The organism is Cryobacterium sp. Hh38 (assembly GCF_004403235.1).
Lineage (GTDB): Bacteria > Actinomycetota > Actinomycetes > Actinomycetales > Microbacteriaceae > Cryobacterium > Cryobacterium levicorallinum.
Window position 1 is genome coordinate 43,112 of record NZ_SOHD01000002.1, and the last position, 18,345, is coordinate 61,456.

The window sequence follows — 18,345 nt, forward strand, 5'->3', positions numbered from 1 at the left end:
CCGTCAAAGATGACGAGCGGAAATTCAATCAACACAGCGAAAGGTAAAAAAGTGTCTGACACAAAAATCATTTCAGAGGTCAAGAAAAATGGAGTTTCTCGCCGCAGCCTGCTCACTTCGATGGGACTGGGCGCGGGAGTCATCGCCACGACCGGTCTTCTGTCGGCTTGCTCGACCGTTGCCCCCACCGGATCAGCCGCGGCAACGGGCGGCGCTGCCGCTGCCGGCAGCATCGGCGGCTCCGTTTACGACGCTGAAATTAAGAAGCTCGTTGCTGGTCGAGAGCTTCAGGTTGGCTGGACGCCTCCGATTCTCTCGGAGTTTTTCAACCAGATGGAAAATGCCGCCTTCGGCCGGATGGCAGAACTTGAGGCAGCCTACGGGGTGAAGTGGAAGTGGGAACGCTCCTCCCCCACGGGAAACTTTGATGCCGTCGAGCAGCAGATCAGCACCGTACGGGGCTGGACCACCCGTAAATTCGATGCAGTTCTGGTATGCACCGGGGCAAACTTCGCCACGATGCAGGACGTCTACACGGAAGCGGCCGACAGCGGGACGTCGGTCTTCCAGTTCAACCAGCCGGTAGAAATCTACGAGCCCGATCAGATCAGCACCGTCTCCAACATCGGTTATGACAACCGCTCGCAGTCAGGTTACCTGGCTGGCAAGTTCATCGCCGACACACTCGGCGGCAAGGGCAAGGTCATTCAGATTATGGGACCGTCTGGTTCGGACTGGACGAAGGCACGCCTGATTGGTTTCGCCAAGGCTATGGCAGAAAACCCGGGCATGGAGGTTGTCGGCAGTGCTGACGGCGGCTACGTTCGTGAAAAGGGTCTGAACGCTGCTCAGGACCTGCTCACTCGTTTCCGTGACGTGAACGCCATTTACGGTGAAAACGAGGACATGGCTCTAGGCGCGCTGCAGGCGGTGGAGGCTGCCGGCCTCAAGTTGTGGGACGGCACAGACGGCATCGTCATCATCGGCGCCGACGGTCTGATCTCGGGCATGGACTCAATCGTTGCGGGCAAACTCACTGCCACCATTGACGTGGGATCGGTAGACCAGGGCCGCACCTTCATCGACACGATCTTCCACAACGTCGTGCTGGGCGAATCGGTGGGCAAGTTTATTGAGGTGCCCACCCGGGTTGTGACTAAGACGAACGTCGCGGCAGCCCAGGCCTACATCAACAATGCGCTGAAGCCCGCCAAGACCTACTGATCCTCCGGATTCGATCGGTCTGGCTGTTTGAGCTGGTCCGAAGAATCATTCTGTCACTGACATCAAAGGAAAAAACGACACTATGGTACTTCGGGCCAGCTCTTCAGCAACTCCTCCCTCTTCTAATCTTCTCGAGTCGCCTCTCATCGCTGTTTTGAGAGCACGGCAGGCTTACGACTACGATCCCGTTGTAAAAATTCTTGTTGATGCGGGCATCCGATCTCTTGAATTTACGCTGAGCACTCCGGGAACTCTCGAACACTTTTCCGCGCTCCGCCAGATCGTTCCGACCACGGTCGACCTCGGCGTGGGAACCGTCACCGATCTCGAACAGGCCGAATTCGCACTGGATGCCGGCGCCGAGTTTCTGGTGACACCCACCACGAACCTCAAGATCGTCGCGCTGGCCTGCCGTCGTGGTGTGCCGATTTACCCGGGCGGGCTCACCCCGACAGAGCTGCACGCTGGCTGGACTGCGGGCGCCACGGCCGTGAAGATTTTTCCTGCCTCGACGGTGGGCGTGATTTATCTGTCCCAGCTTCGTGGTCCCTTTCCTGATATTCAGGTCATTCCGTCGGGCGGGGTCGAGATGGCCGATGTGGAGCCCTGGCTTCAGGCCGGAGCGCTGGCAGTTTCGCTGGGTGGACCGCTGATCGGTAATGCGTTCTCCGGCGGCAGTCTGACCGAATTGGCAGAACGGGCTGAACACGCCGTGAACCTGGTGAGCGGTTTCAGGAGTGAGTCATGACTGCCGGCGCGACACCGGGAGGAGTGCTGACCTTCGGCGAGACGATGGGGCTTTTTCGAGACCCGCAACCCGGCATGCTGGCCCTCAGCCGCAGCGTGCAGCTAGGGATGGGGGGTGCGGAGAGCAATGTGGCGATTGCCCTGAAGCGTCTGGGTACCCCGGTGACCTGGGTCGGTCGGGTGGGCCGCGACAGCCTGGGAGACCTCATTCAGCGGGAGCTGGCCGCCGAAGGGGTGAACGCGATCATCACCGTTGACGAGGACGCCCCCACTGGACTCATGATTAAGGAACGACGGATGGCCACCGCTACCCGGGTCTGGTACTACCGGGCCGGAAGCGCCGGTTCTCGGCTTGAGCCCTCAGACATCCCGGCTGACGTCATTCGTCAGGCGAGCTTGCTGCATGTCACCGGTATCACTCCGGCGCTCTCGGAATCAGCGGCACAGGCCACCCGTCATGCCATGTCTCTGGCGCGGGACGCCGGAGTGCTCGTCTCCTTCGACCTGAACTATCGATCACGGTTGTGGAACGCCCAGGCGGCAAGGCAGAGCTATCGCGACCTGGTTGCCCTCGCCGACATCGTCTTCGCCGGTGAAGACGAAGCCGAGATCGCCGTGGGGCGTGCCGACAGTGTGGCTGAGACCGCCCGTCTGTTGGGCGAACTGGGACCGCGGCAAGTGATCATTAAGTTGGGGGATCGTGGCTGCTTCGCCCTTGTTGACGGGGTCAGTTATGACCAGGTGGCCTTCACTGTCACCGTGGAAGACACCGTCGGTGCCGGCGACGGATTCGTCGCCGGTTACCTGTCTGAAGTTCATCGCGGCTCTCCTGTAGCGCTGCGCCTGCAGACCGCGGTGTCTGTGGGTGCCTTTGCCTGCACGGTCGCCGGGGACTGGGAGGGTATGCCCCTTCGCAGTGAACTCGGTCTCCTCGCGGCAACCGAACCCGTCATTCGTTGAGGGCCGGCCGCTGAGCGCCGGCCGTGGCTCTAACCGGCGAACCGGTGCGGGGCTAGTCCTGTCACGTGTGGGTCGACGGCGAAGATCGCGCCGGCGAGTGGTTCGTCGTGCATGAGTTGTTCAGGTGTCAACCCTGCACGGGCCGATGTGATGAAAAGCTGATCTAAGCGAGCGCCGCCGAAGGCCACACTCGTGACGCGAGTGACCGGCAGGTCAACGACCGTCAACAGCTCACCCGCTGGGCTGTAGCGGAGCACGCTGCCGCCGTCCCACATGGCAACCCACAGGCAGCCTTCCGCGTCGACGGCCATGCCATCGGGGGTGGCCACGAGGCCGGGAGTCTTCACCAGGGTGCGACGGCCGCGGAGCGTTCCGGCGCCGGGTTCAAAGTCATAAGCATCAATCTGTCGGGTCAGGGAATCGATGTAATAGAAGGTCCGACCGTCCGGGCTCCAGTCCAGACCGTTGGAGATCGAAACCGGTGAAACCATGCGATCTGCGGCCAGATCTGCAGAGACGCGGTACAGACTGCCTGCCCCCGGAACTAAATCAGCATTCATGGTGCCGACCCAGAGCCGGCCGTCTGCATCACAGGCGCCGTCGTTCATCCGGTTCGATGCTCGGTCTGCTTCGACGGGGGCAACGAGTTCGAACGCACCCGTTTCCAAGTCTGCGTAGCCGATCCCGTCGCGCACCGCACACACGACGCCGCCGGACCGGCGGCCGACCACGGTTCCCACCGGTTGCCCGACAGCGATGCTGTGGTCTGTTCCGGATGCCGGGTCAAAGTGGTGAATTTCACCCTTCGAGATGTCTACCCAGAGCAACTCGGCTCGTTCGGTGTCCCACCAGGGGCTTTCGGCCAGTTCGGCTGCGGCTTCGAGGGCAACTTCCACCCCGGCAGATGCCCGAGAAGCTCGAGTGTTTGCAGCGTGCACGGGTCAGCCCAGAGTTGTCATGGCGGCCCGAATGATCAGAGCCATCGACGTCGCCCCCGCATCGGCATAGCCGATGGTTCGATCGCCGAGATAGCTTGCACGTCCTTTGCGGGCAGCCAGCGCCACCGTGCCGTCCCGACCGGCGTCTGCGGCGGCAGACGCGCTGACCAATGCACGGGCCAGCGTGTTACCGGCCGCCAGCGCTTGGTCCAGGGCAGTGATGGCCGGAGCGAGAGAGTCGTAGAGCGTTTTATCGCCGACCTGGGCGGAGCCGCGATCCACAATTCCCTGCCCACCGGCGCGGAGCAGCTCAGCAAAACCGGCAGCATCCAACACGCCGTTCGGCCCGCTCGTCACAGCCATTCGCAGAAAAAAGGTGCCATAGAGGGCGCCGCTGGAACCGCCGACCACGTCAACGATTGTGGAGCCCACGTGTTTGAGGAGTTCCCGCGGTGAGTCCAGCTGGTCAAGGAATCCGATCGCCATCACGGCAGTGAACCCGCGTTCGAGGTTGGAGCCGTGGTCGGCGTCGCCAGCGGTCGCATCGAGGTCGTTCAGAGCGTCGGCGTGAACGTTGATCAGGCGGGCACATTCGGTGACCCACGCGGTCAGCTGTGCCGTGGTGATCTGGTCGTTCATGCTTCTGCTCCCCAGGTGATTGAGGGGGTGCGCACGGGCGCATCCCATAAAACTGTCAGGTCATCGTCGAGCTCCAGAATGGTCAGGGCAGCTCCGGCCTGATCGAGTGAGGTGACGAAATTTCCGACCAGACTGCGTACCGGCTCCAGTCCTCGAGCGCGAATCAGCCGGTCACACTCGCCGTACAGCAGGTACAGCTCGCTGAGCGGGGTCGCACCCATTCCGTTCACCAGGACGAGCAGCTGTGCGCCAGGGGAGGGCTGCAGATCGGTCACGACCTCGGAAACCATGGCGTCGGCTATCTGGTGCGCGTCTCTCATGGCCACTCGTTCCCGACCAGGTTCGCCGCTGATACCGATTCCGAATTCAATCTCGCCGTCGGGCAAATCGTAAATAGGTTTTCCGCGAAGTGGGGGTGTGCAGGAGCTCAGGCCCACACCGAACGTACGAGCGCGGTCAGTGACGCGGCGGGCTATTGCCGTGACGGAGGCAAGGTCGTCACCACGTTCGGCCGCTGCACCCGCGATCTTTTCGACCAGCACGGTCGCGCCGAGTCCCCGTCGTCCGGCAGTTCCGGGCATCTGCGGGATGGAGACGTCATCGGTGACGAGCACTGAGTCGATTGCGATGCCTTCAAAGGCGAGCAGCTCTGTGGCCATGCCGAAGTTCATCACCTCTCCACTGAAATTCTTGATGACATGCAACACCCCGGCACCACTGTCAGCGGCCAGCGTGGCGGCGACAATTTGCTTGGGAACTGGGGACGTGAATATTTCACCGGGGCAGGCGGCGTCGAGCATGCCGTGGCCTACGAACCCCGTGTGCAGCGGTTCACAGCCGGAGCCGCCGCCGGCCACCAGACCGACCTTGCCTGCTCTGGCGCGCGTGGTTCTCACAACAATGCGTCGCTCGGCATCGAAGGTCACTGTCGTCGGGTGAGCTGCAGCCAGGCCGACAAGATAATCGGTTACTGCGTCTGCGGGATCGTTCATAAACTTCTTCATCGAAGTGTGCCTTCGTTTCAAGGTGTTGCTCATGAGTCAGTCCGAGGCAGTCCAGGTGATGCCGCGATTTTACGCTGAAAAGCAGGTGATCAGGTGGTCTGAACACTATGCAAAAACGAGGACGATGTCAAATGCCACTGGTTTCGAAGAAACAGTATCGCTCTCCCGACGCCGCCGAGCCGGGGGAGGGTGACAACGCCAGTGGTGGAGAAACCCTCGCCGCCGAGTGGCTCTTTAACTCGTTGAAAGCCGCACCTTCACCTTGGGAGTTGTCTACCTTTGGCATCGTGTGTATGTACACGGTCCGAAAGTCGCCACCAAACGATGAACGCAGCACTGGTCGCGTGGGGACCCGTGAACCGTTAGGAGATCATCCGTCATTGTCACCCAACGAGTGTCAGCGCGGAGACGCACCGGGCATTAGGGAGGAATGGACATGAGAATTCTGTCTTGCACCTAGTGTCTCCTAACGGATTGAGTCAGATTGTGATCGTCCGGAGGATGACTCCGCCGCGGTAGTTGACGGCGAGCTTGTCGTATCGGGTCGCGATGCCGCGCCATTGTTTGAACGCCTGAAAGCATCGCTCGATCACGTTGCGGCGCTTGTAGGCCTCCTTGTCGAATCCTGGTGGCCGGCCGCCTTTTCCTCCCCGCCTTTTCCTCCCCGCCGTTTGCGGTTGGCGATGTGGTCGGATTTCTCCGGAATCACGGCTTGGATACCGCGGTCGCGCAGAAGCTTTCTGTTCGCCTTTGACGCATAAGCTTTGTCAGCCATGGCGCGATCAGGCTTGGTCCGAGGACGCCCCGTGCCGCGGCGTGGCACTCTCAAGCTCGACATTACGCGCGGAAACATGGGCGAGTCACCGCCCTGCCCCGTACCCAGAAGAAGGACGAGAGGACGCATATTCGCGTCGCACAGCGCGTGGATCTTCGTGGTCAAACCACCCCGTGACCGGCCAATTGCATGATCAGGTGGCTCGACAAGCAGATTCGTGTAATTTGACAGTTGCCCCCGTGGCCCGGCCGAGGTTCGTGCCGTGTTGATGCGCCCGGTTCACGGTCGAGTCCACCGACGCTTCCCACTCGATCAGCCCGGCGGCATTAGCCTGAGACAGCAACTCTGTGAGGATCTTGTCCCAAGTGCCGTCGCCGCTGAACCGGTGGTGCCGCTTCCATACCGTCTGCCACGGACCAAAACTCTCCGGCAAATCCCGCCAAGGAGTCCCGGTTCGAAACCGGTAAATGATCCCCTCCACCACGCGGCGATGATCCTGAAAGGGGCGGCCACCCTTCGCCGCAGCAGGCGGCATCAACTGCTCAATCATCGACCACTGCGAATCAGTAAGGAAAACGGTGCGAGTCACATCTAAATGCTCTCACAACCAACCCACTGGGTTAAGAGACACGCCCTAGGTGAGTGCCGCTCGCGGCACTCCGTGGGTAGGGGGTGCCACGAACGGCAATGGGTGCCGTGAGCCTGATGTGACCACTGGGCGGTGGGCTGCCGTCCTCTAGGCTGTGGGAATGCCCATACTGTTGCAGCTTGACTCGTCCGCAGACCTCGTGACTTCGCGGTCGCGGGCTATCACGGCGACCTTCGCCGATACCTGGCGCAGTCTCGGCGCCGACCACACAGTCGTTCACCGTGACCTGCATCGCGAACCGCTGCCCCACCTGACGGATGCCGCGCTACACTTTCCGCCCCGGCTACGCCCCGTGGATGCGAACCCGAGCGCGGAGCAGGAGGCCCTGCAGCAGGTTTTGATCTCGGAACTGGTCGCCGCTGACGTGCTGCTGATCGGCGTTCCGCTGTACAACTACTCGATGCCGTCGACCTTGAAAGCGTGGATCGATTACATCCACCTGCCGGCGGTGACCGCTCCGTTCGACGACCCAGCCAGCCAGCAGCCACTGGCCGGTCGCCCGGCCGTGCTCGTTTCGACTCGCGGCGGGGTTTACGACGCGGGAACATCCACGGAATACGACGATCACGCACTGCCCGCGCTCAGCCTGATTCTGGCGGACGCACTGGGAATGACGCTCGAAACGATCGTGGCCACCCGCACGCTGAGCGAACGATTCGGCGCCCCCGCCGACGAGGTCGCCAAGCAGCACCAGGAACTGGCGGCCGCCCACGCGTCCGCTGCGCAGGCCGCCCGCCGCCTGGGCTGACCCGCCCTCGATCGGCCGGCTAGTTCATTCCAGAGCGGCTGCGACGTGCCCGGCCAGCTCCAATACCTGGTCGCGGTCGGTGGCTTCTACCGGCCGTTGTCCGTTGATGAACGTGCCCAGTCGCACCCAGTCATCGCCGACGATGAAGTCGACCGAGCAGGCCGAGATCGTGCCGACCGGGCACAGGAGATAGGCCTGTTCGGTTACTCCCGCGACATCGACGGGCTCGTGCGCCGCCCAGACGCCGCTCTGCACCTGAGCGGAATCGAAAGCCCACGCACCGTGCGGCAGCATCTCCAGGTTGGCGAGGGCTGCGTCGGAACCGGCGGGCCCCACGATGCAGCGCGTCACCCCAGCGAGCGTCGCCGCTCCGGTCATGACGCTCCAACCGCCGCCGTGGTAAGTGGTGTGCACGGGCAGCTCGGCCGCCTGGAAGACGGACTGCACGGTTGCAGCCGGCAGGATTACCTCGCAGTCGGTGCGTGCAGCGACTGCGGCAACGGCCGGCGTGGTGTTCGAGGCCGCGGCGGTGGCGACCCGTTTGGTGATGGTGCGGAGGATCGGCGCTGCGAGCGCCAGCACATCGGCGTCGGAGGCCGGATCGGAAACGTTGGCCCCCTCCAGAAATACTTCGATCCAGGCCTCGCCGACGACAATGTTGGACGTGCACAGGCCGGAGTGCGCGAAACAGGTCGTCCCGGACGAGTCTCCGAATGGCTGGGCGTCACCCTGCGGATGGTCGGCCACATGCAATTCGATCTGCGCGGCCGTGGCATCGGGCAGTACCTGGACGGTCAGTTCGTCATATGCCGGATTGGGAATACCACCCACGGGCACATCGTCATTGCCCCAGGTGCAGCTCAACCCACCGGTGTTCTGCACGGCATACTTCACCGGGGATACGGATGGTGCCCAGTCCAATCGTGGCTCGTAGTCGTTCGCACCGAAAAGCGCCTCCAGTTCGGCGATCGACACCAGGTCGGCGCAGGTCACGTCGAACCGCGAAGCGGGCGCCGACGAGAGCTCGGCCGCCGGTGTTGTCGACGGAGATGTCGACGGTCCCGAGGCAGCTGGCGTCGCCGGGCCCGCACACCCCGTCAGCGCAAGGATCAGGGCAACGGTAATTGGAACCACACTGTTTTTCCCCATGCTGGCAATGTACCAACACGCGCGGACGTGCCGCCAGTCCCTCTGTGTCGTCGGGATGCCAGCGGTCGACCACTACGTCGAACGTCGCGGTCGGGCGTCGCCGATAGGGCATTGGCGGAGCGCTGGTGCGCGGGGCACGAGCGGGTGCAGGGGCTCAGGCGTATATGAGAGGACAAATCGTTTATTACTTCGAGGTCGCTTGACCGCTGCGGCAGCGATTCATGAGTGACATCGGCAGTCTTGCCGCGAGAAGAGACCGTGATGTTGAAGCAATTCGATCAGTCTGTCAATTTTGGTTTCTAGAAATTCCCTGAGTTTTCCTCGCTTTTGTGTTCGATTCGGGGTAGAATCATTGGGAAGGAGGCAATGGCGCCCATGTTCATGGAAAACCCCGGTGAGTCCAGTTCGAACCCCGTTGTTGTGGCGGTGGAGCAGGCGCGGGATGCGTTGTTGGCGGCGTTGGGTGGGCTGTCGTTCGGGTCTCTTGGTGATGAAGAATCCCTGAGTATGCTGCTCGCGCTGGAGAGTGTGGGCCGGGTCGTTGATGGGGCCCGGGTGCTCTCCACGACGGATGTGCTCCGTCGCTCCGAGTACTTTGATGCGGCTGTGGCTAAGAAGGCCGTGGCGACGAAGGCTGCGGCGAAAACGGCGCAGCAGACCGAGGTTGAAGCTTCCGGCGCGGTGTCCCTGGCGCGTCGGCTGGGCTGCCGCAGCGGCCTCGTGTTGGTCTCCACCCTCGCCCGGATCTCCCGCAGCGAGGTTCGGCAGCGTGCCAGCCTGGGCAAGAATGCGGGTGAGCGGATGCTGCTCGGCAGGCCCCTGACACCGACCTATCCCGTGGTGGGGGAGGCGTTGCAGGGCGGGGAGCTCGGCGTCGAGCAGGCCCGAGTGATCGTGTCCGTCCTCGACGGCCTGCGCCCGTCGGTGCTGGTCGATGATCTCGACCGGGTGGAGCGGTCGCTGGTAGCGAGCGGTTCCGGTGCGATCACGCCCGAAACCGAGGGGCTCCCGGGCGCGGGGATCGCGTTCGCGCCGGATTTGCTCCGCCAGCAGGGCATTGCGTGGCAGGCGCGCCTGGCGCCCGACGGGTCCGCGCCCGGCGAGGCCACCGCCGAACGGCGCAGCTGGCTCTCTTTCGGTGGGCTGGTAAACGGCGGCTACAGTCTGAACGGCTGGCTGACCACCCTCGACCGTGCCATCATCAGTACCGTCTTCGACGCTTACCTTTCTTCCGCCGCGGCCAACCCCGTTCCCGGCGCCGCTCCACGCGCCAAGGTCGCGTTCCGTGCGACGGACCCGTCCACCGAGGACAGCACTAGCACCAGCACCAGCACCAGCAGTGACCAGGACACCGACAGCGATGTCAGCGAACTCACCGAAACCGGCGCCGACTCCGAAAAGGTCGAACTCGATGCCCCAGACGCGCGGACCACGGCGATCGAGCAGGAAGAGAACGGCCAGAACGGCCACGACGAAGGCTGCGACGAGCAGACTCAGGGCAACACCGCCGCGACGGGTGAGGCGGGTGAGACGCTCGGCGCCGGCCAGCCCGCCCCGCTCAGTCCCTGCCCGCAGGAACCCGGCGACGTCCGTTCGATCGGTGAGAAGCAGGCCGGCATCCTCCGTGCGGTCTTTGAGGCGGCTGCTCGGCAGCCGGGAACCCCGACGATGGGTGGGGCCGCACCGACGGTGCTCGTGCATATCAACATCGACGACCTCCTCGCCGGGCGCGGTGCTGGCTGGATCGACGGCATCGACGGCCCCCTCACCGTCAAACAAGTCGACGAGCTCCTCTGCGCCGGCGGGTACCAACCCGTGCTGTTCGGCCACCAGGGTCAGGTTTTGCACCTCGGCGACTCCAACCGGTTCTTCACCGCGAGTCAGCGCCGGGCGTTGGCGGCCCGTGATGGTGGCTGTGTCATCCCCGGCTGCACGGTGCCGCCGCACCTGACGCAGGCGCACCACGTCCTAGCCTGGAGCAAGGGCGGCCGGACCAATATCGACAACGCGGTCCTGCTCTGCAACGCCGGGCATGCCAGCATTGAGACGTCCGGCTGGGAGATCGACATGCGAGACGGACGTCCCTGGGTGCGCGGCCCCCTCCTCTTCGACCCCACCCAAACCTGGCGCCCCGCCGGTCAGAACCGTGCCGCCACCCCGGCAGAAAAACCCCATTGGGAGAAGTAGCGCCACCGCTGGACCAGACGCCGAGACTGGGTCGCGTCGTGCTTATGGCGGTCTCGGCAGGCTCGACCAACGGCTGTTGGCATTCGAGAGGCTGGAGGACGTCGTGCCGACGGAGGACGTCGTGCCGACGGCGGACGTCGTGCTTATGGTGGTCGCGACGGGCTCGACCGACGAAGTCGGGCGCGTTGGCGAGACTGGGTCGCGTCGTGCCGGTGGCGGTCTCGACGAGCTCGTCCGGCAGCCAGCGAGTGTCTAGTGCTGCGCTGGTGATCGGCCGTCCCAGCTTCAACTCGCAACGGGGCGGCGTACCAGTCGATAGACGAAATAGGCCAGAGCGACGAGACTGAGTATTGCAATTGCCCACGTTCCGGGGACTCCCACCAGTGGGCCGCTGCTACAGGTGCTCACCGCCCCCGACTCGGGCGAGTAGTCCGTGCACTCGCCCGTGCGGGTGCCTAGAAGCACGACATTGACGGCAATGATCAGCAGGCTTGCCAGTACCCATCGAAGCTTCGGCTCAGCTGTGCGCGTCGGTGTTGACATAGCAAAACACTATGCCCTGCACGGCGCGCACGCTCGCGGCTTCATGATCGTGATCGGATCGTGCGGGACGATTAGTATCGCTTGAGCTGCCCCAGTTCTGCCCTGACCGCGTCGAGGAGCCGCAGTACTCCACCATCGACGGCGGCCACTCTGGCCTCGGACACCCAAGACGGCACCGGCGCGCCTTCGCACGCGATCAGGGTCGATGCGCCGGCTGTGGCGAGGAGCGCGCCGTGCCCGTCCGCGGCCCAGCGGCCCTGCCCACCATTACAGCCGTCGGAGCCCGTCCACGTACCGTCCGCCGCAAACAGTACGTGCGGATCGGTTGCGCCGCTGGGAGAAATCGGGACCCACCGTCCGACGAGGCCGTCAGGCGTTGCCGGGGTGAATTCGGGCGGCAGGGAGGCCGGTAATCGCAACGTCTCGCGCATCGCCTCCGTGATGACGGGCGGCTCGGTGTAGAACTCGGCCGCTGTCGGAATCGCATCGGGCTTGCCATCGATGGTGAGGGTGGCGACCACTGCGCCGCTCGCATCGGTGAGCTCCCAGCCCGCGCCGGCAGCCCGATACCCGGTGACAGATTCGAGCCAGGCGACTCGTGGCAAGGTGGTCCCGGTGACGCACTCACCGCTGGCGCTGTACGTGGAGGCAAGCAGCAGGTTTTCGCTCGCCCGCCACGAGCCTTGGATCATGCCGCAGTCTCGCCAGAGCTGGAACTCCGGGACGTCCATCCGCAACCAGGTAGCGGCTGCCTCGCCCGCTGCGCCCGAAACGCGCCAGATGTTGACCAATCCAATCGCGGCAGATTCCGCGCCGGTAGGAGGGCTGGTCGGGGGCGGTGAGTCCGAAGTCGGCTCAACCTGTCCTCGTGGAGCCTGCGCACAGGCCGTCAACGCAAGTACGAGCACGGCAGCCAGGCTCGCTGCCTCACGCCCGCGCCGTCGGGCCGTTCCGAAACCCATCGGCCACGACCGCGCTCGTCGCGACCTGGTCGCCCCCTGCGAAGCGGTTCCCTTCGGAGTTCCTGACGTAATCCCCATGCCTTTGATCATGGCCGAGTGCCCGCCGGATTGTCCAGCGCCGCGGCTGCTCGCCTGCGCGGGCACGACCCAACTCAGCGATCCGCGGCAGACTCGCCCTCAGCAGTCAGGCTTGATCGACGTATGAGTCGTCGTCGCGCGTCGTCGTGTGCCGCGTGGAGCAGGTCGATGACCGTGTTCTCTGTACGGGGACCAGGGTTGACGACCGCGATCCAGCCCAAGGCACCGTAGACGGGATGCGGCATGATCACGTCCGCAACGCTGAAATCCCGGGCGGAGAAGTCACCGGTGGTCTCACCGGTGAGGGCGGTAAATTTGGCCGGGCCGACCTGGATACTCACCCGCCACCGACCGATTGGATTCAGGCGGGAGTGCTCGTCGCCGGGATAGTCCTTGGTCACAATCGTGGCGTACGGCTGCACGCTTTTGGGGATGTTGGCATCGGGCGCGTAGTAGAAGAAGTGATCGCCCCAAGCGATCTCGGGAGCATCGCTGCCTTCAACCGGTGCGAGGTCAAAAACGTTGTCGAAGGCGCGAATCGTGTGCAGAAGCTGCTCGAGTGTCATGATTTCCACAATGCCTAGACCGCGGTCAGCGCGTCGAGACCGGCGAACGGTACGAGACCTTCGGCCTTCGCCGCGAACGCCGGGTCAACGGTGACCAGAGCGTCGGCCTGCAACCGGGCGACCGCAATATATTCTGCATCGTGCATGTTCTCCCACCCGTGGTCGCGCGAGATCCGCCATTCGGCGCGGCGCGATACCCGGTCGCCGAGCAGCCGCCTCTTCAGTTCGGTGAGGCGCAAGTGCTGCTCGAGTGCCTGCTCCTCGGTCAGGTCCCCGGCACGTACGGCCGCAAACAGCAGGGCCAGCGCCTGCGCACGGATGACGCTGGGCGCGACGAGATGATGGCTCGCGTCGACACGCAGGCCGGTCGCCACGATGTGCAGCAGGGTCGGCACGTCGATCACAAAGCGAGTCATGCCGCACAGAATAGACGCTGCCATCGCACGCGTCACGGAATAGAACCGCGACTGTTCTTGCTGACATTCAGGTGGCGCACGCGCAGCCACGAAAGGATTGGTGTCGTGAACCTCACAGCGACCGCGTTCAACCTGCCCGGCAGCCTCGCCCACAAGCGCGAGTCCACGCTGATCAGCGTCGACGAGCAGCACTTTGTCGCCATTCGGCAGACCCTCGAGCAGCAGATCATCGAGGTGTCCAATCGGCTTGACGCCCAGCGTCTGACCCGCGGGGGCACGGGGCAGGCCGCCCTCGACCGCGACCTGGAGATCCACCGGCTGACGGCCCGCCTGCGGGTGCTGCGACGCTTCGGCGTCGACATTTGCCTCGGCCGCATGGTCAGTACCGACGACCAGGAGCCCGTTTATGTGGGCCGCTTCGGCCTCACCGACACTGCCGGTCGGCACCTGCTGCTCGACTGGCGTTCCCCGGCCGCTGAACCATTCTTCGGTGCGACCCATGCGACCCCGATGGGACTGGCCAGCCGCCGCCGCTACCGGTGGACCCGCGGTCAGATCACCGATTACTGGGACGAAGTCTTCACCCCCGACGGGCTCGAATCCAACGCCGCGCTCGACGATCAATCCGCCTTCATCGCGAGCCTCGGCAGCAGTCGGTCGCCCCGCATGCGCGATGTGCTCAGCACCATCCAGTCCGATCAGGATGCCATCATCCGAGCCGGATCCCGTGGCGCCCTTGTCGTGGACGGCGGGCCCGGCACCGGCAAGACCGTCGTCGCCCTGCACCGTGCCGCGTACCTGCTCTACTCCGATCCGCGCCTCGGCGACGGTCGGGGCGGGGTACTCGTGGTCGGTCCGCACCAGCCGTACCTGGCCTATGTCGCCGATGTGCTCCCCGCGCTCGGCGAAGACAGCGTGCAGACCTGCACCCTGCGCGACCTCGTCGCCGAGGGCACTGCGGCCGTGGTCGAGGCCGTTTTGGGAGCAGCCGGGCTGAAGGCATCCGCTTTGCTGGTGAAGTCGATTGAAGCGGCGGTGCGCTGGTATGAACGGCCACCCACCGCGGCGCTTTTGGTGGAGACGCCGTGGTCCGATGTGTGGCTGAGCCCCGCCGAGTGGGCCGACGCGTTCGACGCGGCTGACGCCGGCACGCCGCACAATGAAGCGCGCGATGAGGTCTGGGAAGAGTTGCTCAGCATCCTGATCGACAAGCACGACGACGTGCCGCCGCACCTGCTGCGCAAATCCCTCGCGCAGAATGACGAGCTGACCGGCATTTTCACTCGGGCGTGGCCACTGCTCGACCCGGCCGGCGTGGTCGCCGACCTGTGGTCAGTGCCGGCCTACCTGAAACTCTGCGCTCCCTGGCTCACCTCGGCTGAAGTGCAGACACTGCAGCGAACGGATGCTCGCGCCTGGTCCCGCGCCGACCTCCCGTTTCTCGACGCGGCCCGACAGCGCATCGGCGACCCGGAGGAGTCCCGGCGCCAGCGTCGCCGTGAAGCCACCCTGGCCGTCGAACAGGAACGGATGGCGCGGGTCGTCGACGATCTCATCGAGAGTGACGACAGCGAGCTGAAGCTAATGTCGATGCTGCGTGGACAGGATGCGCAGAACAGCCTGATCGATGATGCCGCACTGCCGAGCGCTGATGCTGACCTGCTGGCCGGCCCGTTTGCGCACATCATTATTGACGAGGCGCAGGAACTCACCGACGCCGAGTGGCAAATGCTGCTGGCGCGCTGCCCGTCGCGAAGCTTCACCATTGTCGGCGACCGGGCGCAGGCTCGGCACGGGTTCCCCGAGTCGTGGCAGGAACGGCTGGCTCGCATCGGGCTCGATACCGTCACACTGGCGTCGCTCAGCATCAACTACCGCACGCCGCAGGAGGTGATGGCGGAGGCCGAGCCGGTCATCCGTTCGGTGCTGCCCGATGCCAACGTGCCCACGTCGATCCGCAGCAGCGGGATTGCGGTCGAGCATGCATCCGTTTCAGCGTTGGAATCGATTCTGGGGCGCTGGCTGGCCGAGCACGTCGATGGCACCGCCTGTATCATCGGCGAACTGACGACCGTCCCGCCGAACTCACGCGTGAAGGTGCTGTCGCCGGAGCTGGCGAAGGGGCTCGAATTCGACCTGGTCGTGCTCATCGACCCGGAATCGTTCGGCACCGGCATCGAGGGAGCGGTCGACCGCTACGTCGCGATGACTCGGGCCACGCAGCAACTGGTGATCCTGACGACCCCCCAGTGACTGAACTAGGCCTGCGAGAACAGAAAACTCGGTGCGACGATTTTGGTGATGGTGCTTGATCCCTGATCGGCTTGGCCAATGACGCCGTAGGCCATGTCGATCCCGGGATCGACGACGATGCCGGGGAATGAGGTGGGCAGGTTGAGCGCCACCGAGCGCACGCCGAAGAGGTCGTCAACGTGCACCCGGTTCGCATCCTGCCCGGCAGAGACAGCGTCAAAGTCATCTCCGACGCTTGTGCCGTCGACCGAGGCGATGGCCATGCCACCGGCTGTTGTGGCCGCCGTGGCCTGCACGCTAAATGCGGGCAGGTAGGGGATGGCCGCGTCGGTGGACGGTCGCTCGCTCCGGTAACGGTTCACCACGACGTCGAAACCGCCCCACGACGTCCCATCCATCTCGGGGTAGTGATTGGAGCCATCCTGATGATGAGTGGCTTCTGGCTCGCCGAGAAGGTCGATGACGGCCGCCACGGCTTCGTCACCGTTCTCGGAATAGCGGAGTGAGAGCAGCACGGTTCCGCCCTCATCAACGACGTCGGTGGTCTCAGCACCGATGAGAATGCGGGAGGGGTCTGCTGCCGCTGTTTCGGACGCTACCGGTTCGACGGTCGGTGGTGCTGGGGGTGATGCGGCGGTGCAGGCCGACAAGGCACCGGCCAGAGCGAGCATGGCGATTAAAGCAAATGATTTACGGATAAGAGCCCCCAGAACTGTCGAGGTGAACAACCCCGCTTCACCCACGACCCACGCTATCGTGCCAGGGACCTGCGTACACTGTTGGAGTGAACGTGCCAGAGGGATTCCACCCCGCCGACCGGGCATTTTTTGCCCGCGAGGTGCTCGAACTCGCACCCGAAGTTCTCGGCTGCATCCTGCAACGCACGGATGACGACGGCACTGTAGCCATTCAAATAACCGAGGTCGAGGCGTACGCCGGTGAACGCGACCCCGGCGCGCACTCCTATCGGGGTATGACGAATCGGAACAAGACCATGTTCGGTCCAGCCGGGCACCTGTACTGCTACTTCACCTACGGAATGCACCACGCGCTGAACCTCGTCGCCGGAGAACCAGGCCAGCCCTACGGTTGCCTCATCAGGGCCGGGGACGTGCTGCAGGGAGCCGACATCGCCCGCAGCCGCCGAGAAAGCAAGCCACGAAAAGTTCCGCTTCTCGATCGGAGCTTGGCGCGAGGGCCTGGCTGTGTTGCCCAAGCCTTCGGGGCGACCCTGGCCAACGATGGTGACGATCTGTTCGGCGGAGAATGGACATTCTTTGTGCCTGACGACGCGGTGATGCTGCCGCATCTGACCGGACCACGCGTGGGCGTCAGCGGGCCCGGCGGCAGCGCGACGAACTTCCCCTGGCGATTTTGGGTAGCGGATGCCTCGTCGGTCTCGGCCTACAAACCGGGCCGCCAGTAATCTGGCCTGAGAGTTAATCTTCGGGCGGATACCAGACGCGGTCACCTTCGACCTTTGCGAAACTGGTCAGCGTGTGCGGCGTGGTGGAGGTGCGACTCATCACGTTGGCCACCTGCAGTCCGCGCGCGAGCAACGCGTCTCCGATCAGCGATCGGTGACAACGCCAGGGCACGGCCTCTGCACACATGATGGCCACCGTCTGCGTGCTCGCCAGCGCAATCAATTCGTCGATGCCGCCGACGAATTCGGGGGTTTGCATGTAGTCGGCGTAGGCACGAAAGCTCTTGTTGCGCCACGCGCCGTTGATCGTTGCCGCTGCGACCGGGGTATGCCGTAACCCGCCGAGCGCGGTGAGTCGCTGGTAGTCGATACCGGCCGCCGGCATGCTGGTGACGAGTTCGCTCTCCCCGAATTGCGGATTGTGACGAGACCCCGGCACGCTGCGCACGTCAATGAGCCGCTCGATACCATTGGCCTTCAACATTCCAACGAACTCATCCAGCGGATGCGTCGAATGCCCGATCGTGTACACGCAGGTTCCGGCCATGGTCCCATTTAACCGCAGGTGCTCGCTGACCCGGTGTTGCCGGTCAGGTGAGCGAAAAAATCAGAGCGACAGCGGCAGCGACGGACACGGCGGCACGCGCATAGTTGGCCCGGGACCAGCTCCGGTCGAAGGACTGCCAGGCAGCCGTCAGGCCGGGTGAATTGGCGTCGACGCTCACGAGGGCGTTGTTCAACGGAACGTTGCGCACCACGGTGATCACGACGGCGGCCAGGGCCAGAACCGCTCCAAGGATTCGCGTGGGTCCGGCAGGCACGTTTGACGTGAGTTGCACCACGATCACAGCAACGGATGCTGCGGCGCCGCCAAAAAAGACCGTCATGAACGGTGCTCGAACCGCGCTCACGTTAATGCGTTGCATGGCGGACACGGCGGGCGCAGCGGGAAGCGTGCGGAAGGCGGGCAGAACCAAAAAGGAGAAAGCCAGGTAGACGCCTCCGGTCAGGCCGGCCCCGAGTGCTGCCGCAATAGTCAGGGCGACTTCGACCGCGCTCATCGGACCTGGCTTTGGCGGCT

Annotated in this window: 19 protein-coding genes and 1 pseudogene; 8 read left to right on the forward strand and 12 right to left on the reverse strand. The window is 64.2% G+C overall.

Annotated features, from left to right (window positions below; all coding sequences use genetic code 11):
* Positions 1-9: 9 nt before the first annotated feature.
* The 3 genes from E3T41_RS00355 (at position 10) to E3T41_RS00365 (ending at position 2,931) form a co-directional block, all read left to right on the forward strand.
* Positions 10-1,224 carry a sugar ABC transporter substrate-binding protein gene (locus E3T41_RS00355; protein ID WP_092450907.1) on the forward strand — a complete coding sequence of 405 codons (1,215 nt, stop codon included), beginning with the start codon at positions 10-12 and terminating at the stop codon, positions 1,222-1,224.
* Between the two features lie 82 nt (positions 1,225-1,306).
* Positions 1,307-1,972: a bifunctional 4-hydroxy-2-oxoglutarate aldolase/2-dehydro-3-deoxy-phosphogluconate aldolase gene (locus tag E3T41_RS00360; RefSeq protein WP_092450905.1), complete on the forward strand. Its 666-nt coding sequence runs from the start codon at positions 1,307-1,309 to the stop codon at positions 1,970-1,972.
* Positions 1,969-2,931 carry a sugar kinase gene (locus E3T41_RS00365; protein ID WP_134476719.1) on the forward strand — a complete coding sequence of 321 codons (963 nt, stop codon included), beginning with the start codon at positions 1,969-1,971 and terminating at the stop codon, positions 2,929-2,931. Before E3T41_RS00360 ends, E3T41_RS00365 begins: the two co-directional genes overlap by 4 nt.
* A 29-nt stretch (positions 2,932-2,960) precedes the next feature.
* Here the strand turns inward: E3T41_RS00365 and E3T41_RS00370 are convergent, their stop codons facing one another.
* The 4 genes and pseudogenes from E3T41_RS00370 to E3T41_RS00385 form a co-directional block, all read right to left on the reverse strand.
* Positions 2,961-3,827: an SMP-30/gluconolactonase/LRE family protein gene (locus E3T41_RS00370; protein WP_166787520.1), complete on the reverse strand. Its 867-nt coding sequence runs from the start codon at positions 3,825-3,827 to the stop codon at positions 2,961-2,963.
* Positions 3,828-3,872: 45 nt separating this feature from the next.
* The gene (gene dhaL, locus E3T41_RS00375; RefSeq protein ID WP_198416373.1) at positions 3,873-4,508 is read right to left on the reverse strand and encodes a dihydroxyacetone kinase subunit DhaL; all 636 of its coding nucleotides are present in this window, start codon (positions 4,506-4,508) and stop codon (positions 3,873-3,875) included.
* Positions 4,505-5,512 (reverse strand): dihydroxyacetone kinase subunit DhaK, encoded by a 1,008-nt coding sequence (gene dhaK / locus E3T41_RS00380; protein ID WP_134476721.1) that lies wholly within the window; start codon positions 5,510-5,512, stop codon positions 4,505-4,507. Before dhaK ends, dhaL begins: the two co-directional genes overlap by 4 nt.
* Before the next feature lie 479 nt (positions 5,513-5,991).
* A pseudogene (locus E3T41_RS00385) lies at positions 5,992-6,876 on the reverse strand (IS5 family transposase).
* A gap of 160 nt (positions 6,877-7,036) precedes the next feature.
* Between E3T41_RS00385 and E3T41_RS00390 the strand changes: the two are divergent.
* Positions 7,037-7,684, forward strand: coding sequence for an FMN-dependent NADH-azoreductase (locus E3T41_RS00390; RefSeq protein ID WP_092450898.1), 648 nt, complete (start codon positions 7,037-7,039; stop codon positions 7,682-7,684).
* A gap of 24 nt (positions 7,685-7,708) precedes the next feature.
* Here E3T41_RS00390 and E3T41_RS00395 read toward each other — a convergent pair whose 3' ends face one another.
* Positions 7,709-8,833, reverse strand: coding sequence for a hypothetical protein (locus E3T41_RS00395; RefSeq protein ID WP_134476723.1), 1,125 nt, complete (start codon positions 8,831-8,833; stop codon positions 7,709-7,711).
* 366 nt (positions 8,834-9,199) lie between these two features.
* Here E3T41_RS00395 and E3T41_RS00400 point away from each other — a divergent pair, with 366 nt between their 5' ends.
* Both E3T41_RS00400 and E3T41_RS17715 read left to right on the forward strand, forming a co-directional pair.
* Positions 9,200-11,020, forward strand: a complete 1,821-nt coding sequence (locus E3T41_RS00400) for an HNH endonuclease signature motif containing protein (RefSeq protein WP_134476725.1) — start codon at positions 9,200-9,202, stop codon at positions 11,018-11,020.
* Positions 11,021-11,123: 103 nt separating this feature from the next.
* Positions 11,124-11,276 (forward strand): hypothetical protein, encoded by a 153-nt coding sequence (locus tag E3T41_RS17715; RefSeq protein WP_166791464.1) that lies wholly within the window; start codon positions 11,124-11,126, stop codon positions 11,274-11,276.
* 29 nt (positions 11,277-11,305) lie between these two features.
* Here E3T41_RS17715 and E3T41_RS00405 read toward each other — a convergent pair whose 3' ends face one another.
* From E3T41_RS00405 to E3T41_RS00420, 4 genes are all read right to left on the reverse strand, one after another.
* The gene (locus E3T41_RS00405; protein WP_134476727.1) at positions 11,306-11,563 is read right to left on the reverse strand and encodes a hypothetical protein; all 258 of its coding nucleotides are present in this window, start codon (positions 11,561-11,563) and stop codon (positions 11,306-11,308) included.
* A 71-nt stretch (positions 11,564-11,634) separates the two neighbouring features.
* A complete protein-coding gene (locus E3T41_RS17720) occupies positions 11,635-12,255 on the reverse strand; it encodes an META domain-containing protein (protein WP_166787518.1) in 621 nt (206 codons plus the stop codon).
* A 422-nt stretch (positions 12,256-12,677) separates the two neighbouring features.
* Positions 12,678-13,169, reverse strand: coding sequence for a DUF6194 family protein (locus tag E3T41_RS00415; RefSeq protein WP_092450886.1), 492 nt, complete (start codon positions 13,167-13,169; stop codon positions 12,678-12,680).
* Positions 13,170-13,183: 14 nt separating this feature from the next.
* Entirely contained in the window at positions 13,184-13,585 is a 402-nt protein-coding gene (locus tag E3T41_RS00420) for a hypothetical protein (RefSeq protein ID WP_092450884.1), read from the reverse strand.
* A gap of 105 nt (positions 13,586-13,690) precedes the next feature.
* Between E3T41_RS00420 and helR the strand changes: the two genes are divergently transcribed.
* Entirely contained in the window at positions 13,691-15,838 is a 2,148-nt protein-coding gene (helR, locus tag E3T41_RS00425) for an RNA polymerase recycling motor ATPase HelR (RefSeq protein WP_241990982.1), read from the forward strand.
* Positions 15,839-15,843: 5 nt separating this feature from the next.
* Here helR and E3T41_RS00430 read toward each other — a convergent pair whose 3' ends face one another.
* Positions 15,844-16,509, reverse strand: a complete 666-nt coding sequence (locus E3T41_RS00430) for a hypothetical protein (protein ID WP_134476731.1) — start codon at positions 16,507-16,509, stop codon at positions 15,844-15,846.
* Positions 16,510-16,622: 113 nt separating this feature from the next.
* Between E3T41_RS00430 and E3T41_RS00435 the strand changes: the two genes are divergently transcribed.
* Positions 16,623-17,264: a DNA-3-methyladenine glycosylase gene (locus E3T41_RS00435; RefSeq protein WP_134476732.1), complete on the forward strand. Its 642-nt coding sequence runs from the start codon at positions 16,623-16,625 to the stop codon at positions 17,262-17,264.
* Between the two features lie 13 nt (positions 17,265-17,277).
* On the opposite strand, the gene E3T41_RS00440 is transcribed toward E3T41_RS00435, so the two are convergent.
* Together E3T41_RS00440 and E3T41_RS00445 are read right to left on the reverse strand one after the other, a co-directional pair.
* Complete coding sequence (locus E3T41_RS00440; protein WP_134476734.1) at positions 17,278-17,811, reverse strand: DUF488 family protein; 534 nt, start codon at positions 17,809-17,811, stop codon at positions 17,278-17,280.
* A gap of 43 nt (positions 17,812-17,854) precedes the next feature.
* Positions 17,855-18,325: a DUF1772 domain-containing protein gene (locus tag E3T41_RS00445; protein WP_134476736.1), complete on the reverse strand. Its 471-nt coding sequence runs from the start codon at positions 18,323-18,325 to the stop codon at positions 17,855-17,857.
* Between the last annotated feature and the right edge of the window lie 20 nt (positions 18,326-18,345).